This is a genomic window from Fastidiosipila sanguinis, from assembly GCF_002998295.1.
GTDB classification, from domain to species: Bacteria; Bacillota; Clostridia; order Saccharofermentanales; family Fastidiosipilaceae; genus Fastidiosipila; species Fastidiosipila sanguinis.
The window spans coordinates 237,339-254,436 of the sequence record NZ_CP027226.1 but is presented as its reverse complement, the minus strand read 5'-3'; the positions used below and the strand labels follow the sequence as shown (position 1 = coordinate 254,436).

Here is a 17,098-nt window from a genome sequence, read left to right as displayed (position 1 = left end):
AATTTATAAGTTATAAATTGTTTTGCCTTTTTTCGCTAACTCTTCAGAGAATTTGTACAATACAAATTTCCTGCCAATTACTTGCACAATATCTGCAGCAGTCTTTTCTGCCAAATCGTTTGCCAATTCTTTAATAGGAGTTGTGTTAGTTTTTAACACAGTTACTTTTACTAACTCTCTTGTTCGCAACAAGTTATCTAACTCAGTGATTATATTCTCATTGACATCATCTTTACCGATATGCAACAGACTATCTAAGCTATTGGCTTCCGCTCTTAGATAAGCTCTTTGATTACCATTAATTGCCATTTACTACCTCTAATTCTTTTTTCTAATTCTATTTGTATTTTTATTTTATCTAATCATTGTCATTGCAAATATTAATTAGTGTAATGTTAAAAATATCAGCTTTAACTCTAGTTATTACGTCACTTTAACCTTAACTCTAGTTTTTACTTCACTTTAAAATTCACTTCAGCTTTCACTTTCAATTTTCTAACTAATCTTATATACAACTAGTCAACAAAATCAAACAATAAGTCTCCAAGTGCAATTGTATCGCCTTCTTCTGCGCCTAATTCGTGGAGTTGATCAATAATTCCTTGATCACGCAATTGTTTCTGGAACCATTGCAATGAGTCGACACTATCGAAATTTACTCTTCTTAATAGGTCGTCTATCCAAGTACCCTCTACTACGTAGAGATCATCTTCTTTATAGACTTCATAGGTTAACTCTTCCAACTCGTAAACCTTAATTGGCTCTGGTTTCTCATACAAAATCGTCTCAGGTAATTTAACCAGCATGCCTGCTATTGCTTTGAGCAACTCGTCTGTACCCCAGTTAATAGGAGCCGACATTGAATGAACTTCATAGCCATCAGCCTCTATTTTTTCCTTAAGGGCTTCAACATCTTCCTCTTCACAAAGATCGATTTTATTTAGAGCAACTATTTGTGGTTTATCTGCTAAAACTTCACTAAACTCTCTCAATTCCTTGTTAATCATCTGGAAGTCCTCATATGGATCTCTACCCTCTGAACCGGATGCATCCAAAACGTGAACTAACATTTTGGTACGTTCAATATGACGTAGGAAATCATGTCCTAGACCTGCACCCTGGCTAGCACCTTCAATCAATCCCGGGATGTCAGCTACAGTGAAGCTAAAATCTCCTACTGTTGCAATTCCTAATTGAGGTTCAAGCGTGGTAAAGTGATAATTTGCAATCTTAGGTTGAGCTCTAGAGATAACAGATAAGTAAGTACTCTTACCAACATTAGGCAACCCTAGTAGTCCAACATCAGCCAATATTTTCAACTCCAAACTTACATAGAATCCGTCAACTAGTTCTCCTGGCTTAGCAAATGTAGGAGTTTGCCTTGTAGAAGTTGCAAAAGCTGTATTTCCAACTCCACCTCGTCCACCTTTGGATAATAAGACTGTTTCGCCAGCTTCAGTCAGGTCGGCAAGCAATTCTCCAGTTTCAAAGTTTCTAACAACAGTACCTATTGGCACGTCTATTGTTAAATCTTCACCACTTTTACCTGCTTTTTTCTGTTTACCACCATGCTCACCATTCTCAGCTAAATATTTCTTTTTATCACGGAAGTTTTGGAGAGTGGTCATACCAGCTTTGGCTTTAATATAAACAGAACCACCTCTACCACCATTACCACCATCAGGGCCACCCTTAGGTATATATTTACCACGATAAAAAGACACAGCTCCGTTTCCGCCATTTCCTGCCTTCACGAAAATTCTCGCTTGATCAACAAACATGTCTTACCTCCTCTCCTGATTAAAAAAGTCCGGTAATTCTACCGGACTTGTAAAATTTCTTATTATTGAATAGCTCTATCTAGAGCATTACTAAGTGAAATAAAAGTTTTTATCTAATTAAGCTTCTTGAGCTACTGGATAAACACAAACTTTTTTACGATTTCTACCTAGTCTTTCAAAACTTACAACACCATCTACTAATGCAAATAGAGTATCGTCTTTACCTCTACCTACGTTTTCGCCTGGATGAATTTTAGTTCCGCGTTGTCTGTATAGAATGTTTCCTGCTAAAACGAACTCGCCATCACCAGCTTTTGCGCCTAAACGTTTTGCTTCTGAATCACGACCGTTCTTAGTAGAACTCAAACCTTTTTTACTAGCTAATAATTGTAAATCTAATTTAAACATTTTCTTCCTCCCTATTTATATCTACAGGTTCTGATTGCACTTGTACATATTCTTTACCATAACTGTAAGATATTTGCTCACATCCGAGCTTGAAACTCTTGAATAGCAAATCTGCTTCATTTCTTTTATCTTCTGGTATCTCTATAACTTCGCACCAGAGTTTGCCTGGTTCAAAAGAATATTCAAGTTCAAGTTTTAATAAATCTGTCAAACTTACGACTAAACTTCCCGCTAGACTAGTTACACCAGCACAAACTTCATCTGTCTCTCCCGGTTCTGCATAATCTGCATGGCCATCTGCTAGGAATCCGCATAGTCCTTTTTGATCCTCATATAAATTAACTTTTATCATATTCTTACCTCTATTAATTCACATGGGACTTCTTCAACATTAAGCTTAAATACTTGTGATTCTTACGCTTGTGTATGCTTGACGATGACCTTGGGTTCTACGGTATCTCTTCTTAGGTTTGTATTTGAAGACTCTAATTTTCTTACCTCTACCGTGTTTTACGATTTCAGCTTTAACGCTAGCTACTTCACCGAATTTAATACCAGCATCATCTGCAACTGCCAAAGTCTCCAATTCAACTGTATCACCTACTTCACCTTCTAGTTTCTCTAGGTATACAACTTGACCTTCTTCTACACGGTACTGCTTACCGCCACTACGAATTACTGCGTACATATCTGTCCTCCCTTATTATTTTTGGGGCTCGCTTCGACAGGTAATCTTCTAAAATTAAAGATGTTTCCGACCTGGAAAATGCGACACTGATAAAAGTTACCAAAAAGAACTTGATAAGTCAAGCGCTTACGGCACTTTTAGAAAAATATTTTTTATTTGTAACATTATACTACATCTATGTTTCTTTCGCACCAGACTTGAATTTTAGCAAAGCTTACTTCATTTTGATTTTTTGTCGATATATACCGTCAAAAAATATTTAACAACAATTTATATTTAGCTTCCTTATAATTAATACAAATATTAATAAAAGGACTAGGGATAAGATTAATAACAAAAATGAAAAGTAAGAATATTTTTTACAAACTAACTAAACATACACTTAAGCTCATAACTATTGTGCTTATTTTGCTATTACTATTTATCGCTACTAATGTTCTTATTAATCTACATGTCATTTCTAGTACCAAAGGCCAAATCCATTCTCCTGAGGATGTGAGCATAAACGATTCAGACACTATGTCACCCCAAGCCATTGTCGTCTACGGAGCTGGTATTTATAAAGATAAACCTACGCCTTTTCTGCAAGAACGTCTTGATACAGCTATTGACCTATATAAGAAAGGTCTTGCACCAAAAATAATAATGTCAGGCGATCATACTGGTGATCACAACGAACCTAAGGTTATGAAAAATTACGCCATTAGCCAAGGTGTCCCAAGTGAAGATATCTTCATGGATCATCACGGTTATAATTCCTACGCCACTACTTTAAGAGCCAAGGAAGTTTTTCAAGTCGAACGAGCTATATTCGTTACTCATGAATACCATTTGTATAGAACCTTATATATAGCTAAGTCAATTGGAATAGATGCAATTGGAGTACCTTGTGATTCACATAAACATCCTAGTACAACTACTCCACTCTGGCAGTTGCGTGAAATATTCGGTCGCTCAAAAGATTTCTTCCTCTCAAAATTCCAGCCTGATCTACATATAAAGGGGCAAACAATAGATTTAGATTCTGATGGAGATATAACCAACGAGACTAATTAGCGATATGGATATGTTTAACAGTATGCATCCGTACAATTGCTTTCACGCAGTAGCTCAAGAAGTTTTCTTGGGTTTTCAATAATAATATCTGCACCATTTTCTGCCAAAACTTCTGCATTTCTGTAACCCCACTCTGCGCCAATCCCATAAGCACCTGAATTAACAGCTGTCTTAACATCAGTATCTGAATCACCGATTAAAATTGTCTCTTCAGGGGATATCTGTAATTCTTCTAACGCTTCGTAATAATAGGAAGGGTCTGGTTTTAACGTTTTCTCAGGATTGTCGCCCAAAACTTTTACGAAAATTTCTGGATAAAAGTGCTGCACAATCTCTTTTGCCAAGACCTCGTTCTTATTGGTAAGCACCATAAGTGTTTTGCCTTGTATTCTGAATTCCTCTATAAGTTCACTAATGCCATCATATTCAACTGAGTAATCCCAAAGGTGCTCTGCGTAATACTCATTAAATATTTCTACTAATTTAGCGAACTCCTCTTCACTTACAGAAGCAGGCAAAGCTCTCTCAATTAACTTCGGAATACCATTCCCTACGAATCTTCTAACTTCATCTAAGGACCTTGTTGGATATCCAGATACTTCTAAAGTATGGTTACAAGCGTAAGCTAGGTCGTCTATTGTGTTTAATAAAGTACCATCTAAATCAAAAGCTATTAATTTTGCTTTTTTTACTGCCACTCTAAGTTTTTCTACTTTTTTCATCCAAACTCTCCTTTACTCTTCTAAAAAGGAATACCTAAATTATCTTGATTTATCTTAATTTATAAACTCTTATTCGAATAATCTTAATATAACAGAGATATTGTAATTTCTCGAATTATGTTTATGAAGTATAATTGTACTTGATAAAAATTTAAGGAGTAAATCTATGACCAATAATAATTTTATCAATGTGTCTGCAGCTGTTCCTAATTTAGCACTTGCAGATATCAAGAAAAATATTGAAATTCACAAAGAATTGATTAGCAAAGCTGCTGAACGAGGAAATAATATCCTAGTGTTTCCGGAGTTGAGTCTGACTGGAACGAGCGTAGGGGATCTATTTCTACAAGGCAGTTTCTTAGACTCAGCTTATTCAGGTTTAATAGAGCTTGCTAAATTCACCTCTAACTACAGCGACTTATTCGTTGTTGTTGGATTACCTCTGCAAGTATCAGGCAGAACATACAATGTTGCAGCTACCCTTTTAAATGGTGAGATATTAGGTTTTACTCCAAAATATAAACTAAATGATTATGATACCTACCAGGAATCTCGCTACTTCGCTTCTCTTAATCTAGAGTCTGAAGAGATTTTTACAAACGATGGGCATTTATTCAGCTACTCACCTTATACATTATGTGATAAAAAATCATCTAAATACGTGAATATAAGTATTGTTGTTGGTAGCGATATTGATTCACCTGAAGTCTTGAGCAAATTAGAACAATCTAAATCAGATATTATTATTAATCCAAATGTTGAAGCTGAATTACTTTTCTCAGAGAATACACGCAGAGAAAAAATCACAGAAAAGAGTGCGGATACCAAAACTGCTATTATCTCAGCATATGCAGGCAGCGGAGAATCCTCTAGCCATTATATTTATCAAGGTGCAGGAATTATTTCTGAACTAGGAGAAAATCTCGTTGAGCTTAAAGAAACTTTTAATAATGATGATTCATTGTTAGCTGAAACATTAATCAGTCTCAGTCCAATTAGACTTTCACAAAGAAAAACCAAGGCTAAATTAAGTTCAAATTATCCAACTTATTCAGAGCTAAATTTCACTGATCCCAAGTTCAGCAGATTAGAAACTAAACGTTATCCATTTGTCAGAACGGACGATATTAGAAAATTCGATAAAAATAATGTAGATATAACCAACCTCTATGGCCGTTGTATTAATCTCCAGGCTGCTGGTCTAGCAAGAAGAATTAAACACATACATGCCAAAACCATGGTCATAGGCGTATCTGGTGGTCTTGATTCTACTGTAGCTCTTCTCGTTTGTGATAGAGCAAGAGAAATTCTAGGATTAGGCAAAGATTCTATCATGGCAGTTACTATGCCAGGTTTCGGTAGCAGCAAAGGTAGCAAGAGCAACGCTGAGATTTTAGCAGAAGCACTAGATATAGATCTCAAAGAAATTTCAATAGTACCCGCAACCACTCAGCACCTGGAAGACATAGAACATGATATTAATACACATGATTTAACTTATGAGAACGCGCAAGCACGTGAACGCACCCAAATTTTAATGGATTTATCCAATAAGCATAATGGACTTGTTGTAGGCACAGGAGACCTTAGTGAAATGGCTCTCGGTTGGTGTACTTATAATGGTGACCAGATGAGTATGTATGCAGTTAACTCTTCTTTACCTAAAACCACTATGCGCTATTTATTAAATATCGCTTATTATGAGTACAAGGACAGCAACCCACAACTTGCACAAGTTCTTAACGACATAGTTACTGCACCTGTAAGCCCAGAATTGCTTCCGCCTGACGCAGACGGCAATATTACCCAAAAGACAGAGGAACAAATTGGCTCCTACACACTACATGACTTTTTCTTATACCATTATTGCTACCGTGGCAATTCTATTGCTGATACTTTCGCTTTGGCCAAGGCTAATTTTGCACGTGAAAGCTCTGCAGATAAAAAAGAGCAATCTTCTTATGCGACACCAAAGGGAGAGACTTTCACTGAATCAGAAATAAAAACTACCTTCAAAACATTTATTCGCAAACTCTACACTCAGCAATTTAAACGCAAAGCGTCTCCAGATGCCATTAAGGTTACTGAGTTGGGACTATCAGCGAGTGGGGATTTTCAAATTCCATCTGATTTGAATATTTCTATTTTCATGGATGAAATTGATAATTTATAAAATAAATTTTCAGATTAAAAAAACTCGAGTTTTTGATATGATACCTCCAAAGTAGACAGTCTAATTAATTAAATTAGGCTAATCTATTTGGAGGTACTTTTTATGGGAAGGAAACCTAAGTTTAGTGCAGAAGTAAAGATAAAGGCATGCTTGGAATATGAAGATGGCTATGAATCTTTTGAAAGTATTGCTAAGAAATTACATGCGGATAAAGAAACAGTGCGTACCTGGTATTTAAAATACAAACAACGTGGAGAAACTGTATTTAATACGTCGAATCGAAATAAGACATACCCCAAAGAATTCAAGAATATGGTAATAAGTGAGTATACTAATGGAGAATGCTCATATTCTGAATTAGAAGCGAAGTATAACATAAGTCAATCAGTAATAAGAGGATGGGTGAACAAATGGTATAGTGGAATAGAAATAACGGACTATGATCCCAAAGGAGACATCTATACCATGGAATCGAGAATTACCACTTATGAAGAAAGATTAGAAATAGTTAAGTGGGTAATAGAAAATAACTTAAGCTATAAAGAAGCAGCAGATAAATATGCACTACCCTATGCCAACGTGTATAAGTGGACAAAATCATATCAAAGAAATGGAGAAGAAGCCCTAAGATACAAAAAGCGTGGAAGGAAATCCAAGTCTGAAATTGATTTTGATAACCTAAGTGAAATAGAAAAACTCAAAATAGAGCTAGAAAAAGAAAGGTCCTTGCGCAAAAGAAAAGAACTTGAACTAGAAGTTCTTAAAAAAAAAGAAGAATTGGAAAGGAAACTACAATCACGAAAGTAAGGCAATTAGCAGACTATCAAACCATAGATTACTTCAAAGATCTTGGATATTCAATAAGCAAGTTATGCGAAATATTAGGAATATCAAGGAGTAGTTACTACAAAAATAGACATAGAGTCAAAGCAGAAAAAGAAATACAAGATGAACTCCTATGCAATCTCATAAAAGAATACCACTCAACATTTGATGGTATTCTAGGATACCGTAGAATGACAATTTTCATAAACAGACTTAATCAAAAATCCTACTCATCAGGCTACATACATAGGCTAATGAAGCTAATGGGTATATCTGCAAGAATACGCAGAAAGAAAATAAACAGAAAAAGTATAAAACCAGAATACACCAAAGAAAATATACTAGCCAGAGACTTTAAAGCAGACCTACCAAATCAAAAATGGTTAACAGATGTAACAGAATTTTCAATAGCAGGCGAATCTAAAAAACTCTATTTAAGTCCAATAATGGATTTATACGATAAAAGCATAATAGAATATGAAATATCATTTAGAAACAACAATCAACTAGTATTTAGCATGTTTGATAGGGCCATCAAGAAACACCCTACAGCTAAACCAATATTTCATAGTGACAGAGGATTTCAATACACTGGACGTATATTTAAATCTAAACTAGAGAATGCTGGAATGATACAAAGTATGTCTAGAGTAGGTAAATGCATTGATAATGGTCCAATGGAAGCATTTTTTGGAACGTTAAAATCCGAAATGTTCTATGATAAGAAATTTAACTCATTAGAAGAATTAAAGACAAGCATAGAAAAATATATCAAATTTTACAACGAAAAAAGATATCAAAAAAATTTAGAATGCATGACACCAATTGAGTATAGATATCATGCATCCTAATGCAAAACTTTTAATTAAATTGGTTGTCTACTTGACAAGGGTCAGTTCATTTCAAGGACTCGAGTTTTTATTTCATTAATCTTATTTCATCAACTCTTCAATCTCAGCATAGTAGATATTAGACTTTGCCCCATATATCACTTGAACTCCTCCATCTACTTCCAGTACTGCTACAGGTTTAGTTGACTCTAACTTTCCTTTATCCATACGAGAGTTATCATGCAACTGCACTCTAAGTCTAGTAGCACATGCACGTATATTTGCAATATTTTCAGCTCCACCTAAACCTTCTAGAATTATTGCTGCAGTTTGCTCGATTGATTCTTCAGAATCCTCATTATTAACCAAGTTTTTAGCAGGCCCAAGCTCTTCTACTTTAGAACCTGGTAGGTCAATCTCATTCTTGCTTAACACAAATCTGAACACCAGATAATATATAACTGCCCAGATAAGTCCGAGAGGTATTATTCTAATCCAATTAGTTTGAGAATTACCTTGCAGAGGTCCAAAGATTAAGAAATCTATCAACCCACCTGAGAATGTATTTGCAATTCTAATCTCTAGAAGATCTGTAAACATAAATGCTAGACCATCTAATACCGAGTGAACTAAATATAACTTCGGCAATTTTGTCATGAATGTGTATTCTATAGGCTCGGTGATTCCATTACTAAATGAGGTAAGTGCGGCATCTTTATAGAACTTAGCATTAGCTTTTCTATTCTCTTTTGGTATAGAGTGATACATTGCCAAAGCAGCAGCAGGCAAACCAAACATCATAGTAGTGAAGCGTCCTGCAAAAAATCTTGTACCTTCAGTAAATAAACCGCTAAAATTCGGATCTGCTAATTGAGCGAAATAAATATTTTGTGCTCCGACTATATTTAAGCCTGCTACTGTCTCAGTTCCACCGAGAGCACTGTACCAGAACAATGGATATATAGCGTGATGGACTCCTACGCCACCTGACAATCTCAAGATGAAACCATAGATGAAGGTTCCAACTACACCTAATTTGTTGAACAAATCTCCAAGAACAACTAGCCCCTGGTTAAAGAATGGCCAAACAAAATAGAAAAATACCCCCATTAGCAATGCACATAACGAGGAAATTATCGGAATAAACCTACTCCCTCCAAAGAAGCTTAAATATTGCGACAGCTGAACTTTTCTAAACTTATTGTGTAAGTATGCTACTACAATTCCTAAGAAAATTGCACCTATCACACCTGGATTAATGTACTGCTTTGTTCCACTTATTTGCACAGCAACAGAAATAGTTCCTATAAAAACTGCATATGAGCTAACTCCTGCTACAGCTGCCGTACCTTGATCTCCATCAGCTAAGCCTGTAGTAACTCCAACTGTAAATAACAAAGGTAAAAATGAGATAATCATTTTACCTGCATTTAGCATAAAGGCCAAAACTACCTGAACCCAATTTGCTTGTAAAAATGGCAAAGCTGATAGTGCAGGTTCAGTGCTTAGAGCACTCCCTAGACCCAATAACAAACCAGCAATTGGTAAAACTGATATCGGTAAAACAAAAGCTTGACCTAATTTAGAAAATTTCTTTAGCATATCTACTCCTAATTTGTTTAATTTTTACTATTTATATTTAAGCTTAATTTGCTTTTAATCTCAAGTAAATATGCTGTTATTTTAGCAAGTTCATAAATGGAATTTCTATCTTTTAACTCTTAAAATTCTGTCGAATAATGGTGCCAATAACACGAATATTACTATTGTACACGCCGTTTCTACTAGAAAATCTTTACCATTAACTACTATGGAGTATACAACTGGAGACATTCCTTCTGGTGCATATTTACCCCAGAACCAGAAACCGGCAATGAAATGGAAAACATAGCGTGCTAATGATCCAATAAATGTTGCTACAGATCCATATAGTAACGTCTTAGATCTTGCACCTTCAGTATAAAGAGTTTTCTGAACTGCTGCTCTAAACAAGCCTGCTAAACCAACTGCACTAAAAGCTAATATGTATTCTACAATAACTTGGACTGCACCAAGAACAGTAGCTTCACCTAACAATATTTGCAAAACTCCCCATAGAAGTCCACCAAGAACTCCTGGTAGCAAGCCTCTTCTTAAGGCGAGTATAATAACTGGTAACATTTTAAAACTTATTTTCAAGCCACCAATACTTGGAATAAAGTAATCTAATGCCATTGAAAGCGCTGCAAACAAAGCAATTTCAACAATTGTTGTAATTCTAGTCTTACGTTGTTCTACTACGTCTTGTACCGAATTTGTATTTGAATTAATACCTCTATTTTTGTCCATAAAAAACTCCTTGTCATTACTTATTCAAACAAGGAGGCAGTCGTTAACACCCAAGAACATAGTTTAGCTAAAAATACTATAAAATACATAATTAACTAATTATTCTTATTATAAACAATCTCGCCGCGAGCCTTATCTCGATCCGATATTGAGGGTATTTCTCAGCCTAAGCACCCCTTTGTTCAAATAAATTATTAATTCTAAAATACAATGTTGACAACCTTTAGTCAACCGATATATTGAAAAGCTCTGGCCAGATTTATTATTGTATGGATGCATTATGCGGCTCGGCTTATTGCGGATCATTAAAGATCATCATTATATGGGTCAATATGCACTGTAAGATTTATATTGTAAACTTGAGAGAATTTTTCTTTAACATTTTCAGAAATAAGATGCGCAGCTTCAATACTTAAGTTCTTGTCTACTTCAATATGAACACTAGCAAATAAATTCTCTGGACCATACTCGTGAATCTCCCAATCATGCACACCCTTAACACCTTCTGTAGCTAATACAAGATTATTATAATTACGTATTTCCTCATCACTTGGGCAAGTTCCAATAATTGGATTAATCGTATCTTTAACCAGTTCCAGACCACTCCAGAGAATGTATAAAGCAAGAATTACAGTTATATACCCATCTAAGTTTACTCTAGTATAGTAGCTAATTAATAGTGCTAGGAGAACTCCTGAACTTACCAAAACATCGTTGAAGCTATCTTGAGCTGCAGCTACAAACGTTTGAGAATTAATTTTCTCTGCTCCTTTTTTATAAAACTTCATCATCCAGATTTTAACAATTATGCTGATTATCATTGCTCCAATTAGTACTGGTGAAAATCTAAAATCTTTAGGATCTAATATCTTAACAACACCATTTCTCAATATTTCTAAACCAACGACAAATATTAAAATTGAAATTAAAAATCCAGAAATATATTCATAACGACCATGTCCAAATGGATGCTCCTTATCAGCTGATTTTGCTGAAAGCTTAAATCCTAGCATACTTATAATACTAGAAGAGAAATCCATTAAATTATTGATCGCATCTGCAACTACAGAATTTGAATTAGTAAATAAACCAGCTACGAGTTTAATCAGAAATAAAAAAAAGTTTAAAAGCAAGCCTATTAAACTGATTTTCTTACCGCTTTCAGTTCTAGATATTGACTGCTTCGCTTCTGTTTGTACAAATTTTCCCATTGCGTTCTCTCCTGATTCATAATTAAATTTTTATTAATAAGTGCACATATTATATTATATCCATTCGCATTTATCAAGGCCTTTTTGCGAAATAGCTTATTTTTTCAAGTATATCTAAGCTTTGAAAAAAATTATTTTCTTAAGTACATTTAATGCCAGGAATAGCGAAAGCCTGCAACCATCGAGGTTACAGGCTATAGTGGTGTCCACAAGAGGAATCGAACCTCCGGCCTACGCTTTAGGAGAGCGTCGCTCTATCCTACTGAGCTACGTGGACATTTTTCATTACGGATTCGCATTAAACTATCAAAAATCTCGCTTTGTTTTCTCATGCAATCTTTTGGCCATTTTTCCAAAAACAGAATAATTACAGAATTTATATCTGTACGCCAAGACCGCATTTACAATTGCTAATATTAACACAATTATACGCAAAATTCTTGTAGCGCTTCCCAAATATCCCTGAATAGTTAGAGCATTTATAATAGCAGCTTCACTACGACTACTACTTGCACTTGCTAAAATAAAATCTCCAATTATATTAAGTATCAAAGTTATGACTGAATAAATCATCATAATAAACCCTGTTTGTGCAGCATGAAGGCGCAGAAATTCAGATGACTCTTCTTTGAAAAAGAAAAGAAAGGCTACTACCCAGGCTAAAACTCCAACATATGGAATAAACAAGAAGATAGAACTCAAGAAATACATAATAATTGTAGGATATTTCGCTGCAATATAAGCGATACTAGATTTATGCCTATTGAAACTTTCTATCTTCACCTATAACTCCTAACCAATTTTTTCTAAAATAAGATCAGCTAACTCATCTAGACCATGCTTGTTTCCAAGTTCAAGATCTTTAATTTCTAATTTAATTTTCTCAAGATTTGCAGCTGCTAATTCAGCTTGTCTCTTCGCTAATTCTAATTCTTCAGCTTCAGCTTCTTTAATCTCATTAATTAGAATTTCTCTGGCTTCTTTATCTCCTGCCAAGAATTCTTGCTCACCATAGAATTTCTTCTTGTCTTCATCTGCTTCGATCTCGGCAGCAATTAAACTGGCTTTTGCCTGAGCCAATGGATATCTAGCAGGAATATTCAAATCTGATTCTATAAATACTCTAGCTCTCAATTCATCAACATCAGCGAAATCTAAATCTTCACCAAGAATAGCCTCCGCTACAATTACAGGATACATATATGGGCTCGTTAATGATACATAAATAGTCTTACGTTTGTTATTAGAGTTCTTCTCTAATCTACTATGTACTGCCAAACCTACAGCTGTATTTGGATCAAAAATATGATCATACTGATTGTAAGCATTTATGAGTCCTTGCCTTGTATGAGCATCATCTGCATATCCATAATTAAGCAAATAATTCATATTAGACAACGTATTCTTATCCAGCTTAAATATACCGCTATCGTTTAAATCACTATACCAGCTTGTAATCTTCTCAGCATCTCTCTGACTAAATTCATACAACAAGCGCTCTAAATTCTCTGGACAAAATCTATTTAACATTGGACTATTAGTATTTTGTACTTTTTTATTCATGTTATAGCGCCCTGTGCGGATTAGTTCGGTCAGGAAATTGTTTTTATTAGCGGCTACAATAATGCTGGCAACTCTTGTTCCACATGCTTTTGCATAAAGAGCAGCTAGCACATTTGATAAATCCGAGCTAGGAACAACAAGATCATAAATCTCATTTGCAACAAACTTCTCGTTATTCAAAACTTCTGCATGCAAAATACAGAAGTAAGCAATCTGAACAAGCAAAACCGGCCAAGAATAATCTCTAATAACTTGAATGGAATAACCCTTACTATTAATTTGCTCTAAATATTCTTCATTTTGTAAAAGTTCATCCAAGGCTCTGTCTAGATCATCTATACCTTGATCAATTACAGTATTACCGAATAAATCTAGATCACTATAGTTCTTTATTAGATTTATCTTTTTGTTGTACTTGTTCTTTTGTTTCTTTCTTTTGTTTGATTTTCTCTTATTATCAGACTTATCTTTATCCTTATTTATATCTGAATCTGCTGCAAATACGAGATGCTCAATACCACTTTCAGTGAAGCCTTTAGTCCAGGCAAATGCTGATTCTGCTTCACTTGCTTTAACTAGCAAAAGTTTCTTCCCTATCCTATCAGCGTGTCTATCGTGCGCAAGTTTATATAGAGCTGGCACTAACGCAGCCATTAAGTCATGGTAACTTGCACCTGGTCCATGCCACAACTCGAAACTGTAAGGGTAATCTGAATATTCATTGAGTTCGTTGAATCTTAAGTAATTCTCTTCGAATTGCATATTTGAAATTGCTTTTTTGCAAGCTTTCTTAAGCTCTTCTTCTGGAAGGTTATTAATAAATTTAGAGAAGACATAAGAAAATTTCTCATGCAGAGGCATTTTTGCAAAATACTCCCAGTCGTTTTCTGTAAATTGTGGAAATGTTTCAGGCACGAAAACTCCATCATCTTTTGCAGTATCACTTAGGATTGCATCAATATCTGTGTAGAATGTATTACTGTCTCTTGTACTTAAATAGCGCAAAATTAGTCCTCCTAGTCAACTTCAACAGCTGCTACTTTATTTAGCTTCTTCTAAGTATTTTTCTAGCTCAATTTCACATGCTTGTCTAAAATCTTTTGCTGTATAGAAACTTCCCCAGTTAACTATAACTATCTTATTGTTGCGAGCTTTTACTATTTCTAATTTATCTTTATAAAGGTCAAAAGCTATTTTTACAGCTGTCTCAATATTGTTACTATTATATATTATTGGTCGATTTTCTTCATCTGCGAAACTCTCACTTAGCACTTCTGTTGCTAAGCTAAATAGCTCATCATTTTCGAGAGCCCTATCATAATCTTCTAATGTACTACATATTAGTGCTGTTAGTTTAGAACTCTTAAATATTTCACGCAAACAATTATATTGATCCTTGTCTCGCATGGAAGTATAGATGTGAATCTCTTCATCACCTTCCTCCAAAAGTCTATCCAAGCTACTTCTGAGAGCTCTAGCACCTTGTGGGTTATGGGCACCATCAATTAGGACGATTGGATCATTAGAAATTTTCTCCAAACGAGCTGGCCAGTAGCATGTTGATACTCCATAAGCAATATCTTCATCTGATAAACTAGAATCAAGAACTTTGCAAGCTGAAATTGCTAACGCAGCATTTAAAGGTTCAAAGTCAGGCAGCAATTTTGTTTCTAAATCTAAATCTATACCCAAACTCTTATCAATAAAGTTAAACTTTTGCCCTTCTAGATTACTGGAAATAATATCAATATTATCCAAATCTAACTTAACTACAGGAATATCGAAGCTAGCTGCTTTTTCTTCAAAAACACGCATAACCTTCAACGCTTCTGATTTGTCAGGAATTACTTCTCTTTGGTCATAAATACAAAGCGCTTTGCAACCTTCCTTAAGCAAATAAGATTTCTCAATGGCAATTTTCTCCAGCGTATCACCTAGCTTTTCTACGTGATCCTTGCCTATAGCGGTAATAACAGCAACTTCTGGACTACCAATTACATTTGTAGCATCTAATCTAGCACCTATTCCAGCTTCAACTACCCAAACATCGCAATCATACTCAGCAAAATACTGGAATGCTACCAATAAGAGAAAATCAAAATAATTTGGTTGTAATTCATCCGGAATATCCATGTTCTCTACGACAGCTCTGGTGCGATTTAAGTACTTACATAGATCCTCATCAGAAATCTCCCCGACTTTTGGATCTTTCGACCAGTCTTTATTGCTAGATCTTCCGTCTAAAATTCTCATTCTCTCACCGAATCTATAAATATCAGGTGAAGAATACTGCGCTACTTTGTAACCTGCTGCTGCCAATATATATGCAGAATAGGCCGCAACGGAACCTTTTCCATTCGTACCAACAATGTGGATCTTTTTACGTCCTTCATCCGGATTTCCTAGCGCCTCCAAAATATCTCTTAGTACTTTGTGATTTGCTTTTCCACCATTAAACCTGCCCTCTCCGTAGAGATAGGCTTTTGCTTCATCAATGTTCATATTCTTATTTACTCCTAAAAACCCAAAATTTAGATAAAATATAGTTGGCTAAAGTTACCAAAACTGCAGCCATTAGTTTTGAAAAATCTCTGTTTAAATTTAATAAATTTATAAAAACAAAAATTCCTAAATATTCAAAGATTAAAGTATTTAACAATCTTGATGCAAAAAACTCTCTTAATTCCTTCCAAAAATTACTAGAGCTCTTAAACACATACCTGCTGTTCGTTATATATGCAAAAAGTACCGCTAAAATAAAAGATACTGTTTGAGATATTAACCAATTCCAATCATTATTACCTAGTGAGAAATATAATATTAATTTATCCACTATACTAAAACTCACTAGACTTACAACAGCTGTCATTAAGCCAAAAAATATATAACTACTTAATTCATAGTTTAATTTTTGCAAAATTATATTGCCTACTAAAAGTCCAATTAGTAATAGAAATTCAATCAGATAAACATTAAATATACCTAATTGAAAGTAGAAATAATAAATAAATACGGCACTAGATAGAATGCCTATAACTAATGAAAAAAGTGATCTTCTAAACCTTTCATACTCCCAAGCTCTAGCTAATGGTCCTCTTATTTCTTTCCCTCTATCAGATTGCAGATTCAGTTTATTTACTGACTTAATCATTGGAAATATAAACCATACAGCAAATACAATAAAGGAAAGTATCCAAGCTAAACTGATCTTAACATTATTGCTTAAATTAAATAAGCTCATGCCCCCAAGACTTACAAAAAAGCTAATAACTTGCAAAACTAAAGCTGGCAATAGCTCATTTTTCAAATACAAGCTAAGTTTAACTTTACTTTTTTGTTCAAACATTCCTATAGAATTTTTGTGGTCTTGGTGATCAGCAAAAAAATCCTTCTCCATATATTCTCCATTAATTTACTCACTAAATTTACATTTAGCAGGATAATTATAATTATATTTAAAAACTATACTTGCAAATAAATTCCTAGCTTATTTTGCTTATTGTATTATTGCTA

Annotated in this window: 17 protein-coding genes, 1 tRNA gene and 1 riboswitch; of the genes, 4 read left to right on the top strand and 14 right to left on the bottom strand. The window is 34.6% G+C overall.

Annotated features, from left to right (window positions below):
* Window positions 1-3: 3 nt before the first annotated feature.
* The 5 genes from C5Q98_RS00965 to rplU form a co-directional block, all read right to left on the bottom strand.
* On the bottom strand, window positions 4-309 hold the full coding sequence (locus C5Q98_RS00965) for a YhbY family RNA-binding protein (RefSeq protein WP_106011875.1): 306 nt from the start codon (window positions 307-309) through the stop codon (window positions 4-6).
* Between the two features lie 206 nt (window positions 310-515).
* Window positions 516-1,781 carry a GTPase ObgE gene (gene obgE, locus C5Q98_RS00960; RefSeq protein WP_106011874.1) on the bottom strand — a complete coding sequence of 422 codons (1,266 nt, stop codon included), beginning with the start codon at window positions 1,779-1,781 and terminating at the stop codon, window positions 516-518.
* Between the two features lie 117 nt (window positions 1,782-1,898).
* A complete protein-coding gene (rpmA, locus tag C5Q98_RS00955; protein WP_106011873.1) occupies window positions 1,899-2,189 on the bottom strand; it encodes a 50S ribosomal protein L27 in 291 nt (96 codons plus the stop codon).
* The gene (locus tag C5Q98_RS00950; RefSeq protein WP_106011872.1) at window positions 2,182-2,541 is read right to left on the bottom strand and encodes a ribosomal-processing cysteine protease Prp; all 360 of its coding nucleotides are present in this window, start codon (window positions 2,539-2,541) and stop codon (window positions 2,182-2,184) included. Before C5Q98_RS00950 ends, rpmA begins: the two co-directional genes overlap by 8 nt.
* A 45-nt stretch (window positions 2,542-2,586) precedes the next feature.
* A complete protein-coding gene (rplU, locus tag C5Q98_RS00945) occupies window positions 2,587-2,877 on the bottom strand; it encodes a 50S ribosomal protein L21 (RefSeq protein WP_106011871.1) in 291 nt (96 codons plus the stop codon).
* Window positions 2,878-3,216: 339 nt separating this feature from the next.
* Here rplU and C5Q98_RS00940 point away from each other — a divergent pair, with 339 nt between their 5' ends.
* Complete coding sequence (locus tag C5Q98_RS00940; RefSeq protein WP_106011870.1) at window positions 3,217-3,933, top strand: SanA/YdcF family protein; 717 nt, start codon at window positions 3,217-3,219, stop codon at window positions 3,931-3,933.
* A 14-nt stretch (window positions 3,934-3,947) separates the two neighbouring features.
* Here C5Q98_RS00940 and C5Q98_RS00935 read toward each other — a convergent pair whose 3' ends face one another.
* On the bottom strand, window positions 3,948-4,655 hold the full coding sequence (locus tag C5Q98_RS00935; protein ID WP_106011869.1) for an HAD family hydrolase: 708 nt from the start codon (window positions 4,653-4,655) through the stop codon (window positions 3,948-3,950).
* Between the two features lie 166 nt (window positions 4,656-4,821).
* On the opposite strand from C5Q98_RS00935, the gene C5Q98_RS00930 reads away from it, so the two are divergent.
* The 3 genes from C5Q98_RS00930 to C5Q98_RS00920 all read left to right on the top strand — a co-directional run bounded on the left by C5Q98_RS00930 (window position 4,822) and on the right by C5Q98_RS00920 (window position 8,504).
* A complete protein-coding gene (locus C5Q98_RS00930; RefSeq protein WP_106011868.1) occupies window positions 4,822-6,828 on the top strand; it encodes an NAD(+) synthase in 2,007 nt (668 codons plus the stop codon).
* Window positions 6,829-6,930: 102 nt separating this feature from the next.
* On the top strand, window positions 6,931-7,635 hold the full coding sequence (locus tag C5Q98_RS00925) for a helix-turn-helix domain-containing protein (RefSeq protein WP_106011707.1): 705 nt from the start codon (window positions 6,931-6,933) through the stop codon (window positions 7,633-7,635).
* Window positions 7,605-8,504, top strand: coding sequence for an IS3 family transposase (locus C5Q98_RS00920; protein ID WP_106011706.1), 900 nt, complete (start codon window positions 7,605-7,607; stop codon window positions 8,502-8,504). The genes C5Q98_RS00925 and C5Q98_RS00920 overlap by 31 nt, the downstream gene beginning before the upstream one ends.
* A gap of 81 nt (window positions 8,505-8,585) precedes the next feature.
* Here the strand turns inward: C5Q98_RS00920 and C5Q98_RS00915 are convergent, their stop codons facing one another.
* From C5Q98_RS00915 to C5Q98_RS00880, 8 genes are all read right to left on the bottom strand, one after another.
* The gene (locus tag C5Q98_RS00915; protein ID WP_106011867.1) at window positions 8,586-10,085 is read right to left on the bottom strand and encodes a PTS transporter subunit EIIC; all 1,500 of its coding nucleotides are present in this window, start codon (window positions 10,083-10,085) and stop codon (window positions 8,586-8,588) included.
* 105 nt (window positions 10,086-10,190) lie between these two features.
* The gene (thiT, locus tag C5Q98_RS00910) at window positions 10,191-10,811 is read right to left on the bottom strand and encodes an energy-coupled thiamine transporter ThiT (RefSeq protein WP_106011866.1); all 621 of its coding nucleotides are present in this window, start codon (window positions 10,809-10,811) and stop codon (window positions 10,191-10,193) included.
* 101 nt (window positions 10,812-10,912) lie between these two features.
* A riboswitch (TPP riboswitch) is annotated at window positions 10,913-10,999 on the bottom strand.
* 117 nt (window positions 11,000-11,116) lie between these two features.
* Window positions 11,117-12,022 carry a cation diffusion facilitator family transporter gene (locus C5Q98_RS00905; RefSeq protein ID WP_106011865.1) on the bottom strand — a complete coding sequence of 302 codons (906 nt, stop codon included), beginning with the start codon at window positions 12,020-12,022 and terminating at the stop codon, window positions 11,117-11,119.
* A gap of 200 nt (window positions 12,023-12,222) precedes the next feature.
* Window positions 12,223-12,299, bottom strand: a tRNA-Arg gene (locus tag C5Q98_RS00900).
* A gap of 29 nt (window positions 12,300-12,328) precedes the next feature.
* Complete coding sequence (locus C5Q98_RS00895; protein ID WP_106011864.1) at window positions 12,329-12,805, bottom strand: hypothetical protein; 477 nt, start codon at window positions 12,803-12,805, stop codon at window positions 12,329-12,331.
* Window positions 12,806-12,814: 9 nt separating this feature from the next.
* Window positions 12,815-14,590, bottom strand: coding sequence for a PALP domain-containing protein (locus C5Q98_RS00890; protein ID WP_158695663.1), 1,776 nt, complete (start codon window positions 14,588-14,590; stop codon window positions 12,815-12,817).
* Between the two features lie 36 nt (window positions 14,591-14,626).
* Complete coding sequence (locus tag C5Q98_RS00885) at window positions 14,627-16,087, bottom strand: bifunctional folylpolyglutamate synthase/dihydrofolate synthase (protein WP_106011862.1); 1,461 nt, start codon at window positions 16,085-16,087, stop codon at window positions 14,627-14,629.
* 4 nt (window positions 16,088-16,091) lie between these two features.
* Window positions 16,092-16,982: a GtrA family protein gene (locus C5Q98_RS00880; protein ID WP_106011861.1), complete on the bottom strand. Its 891-nt coding sequence runs from the start codon at window positions 16,980-16,982 to the stop codon at window positions 16,092-16,094.
* Window positions 16,983-17,098: the final 116 nt, after the last annotated feature.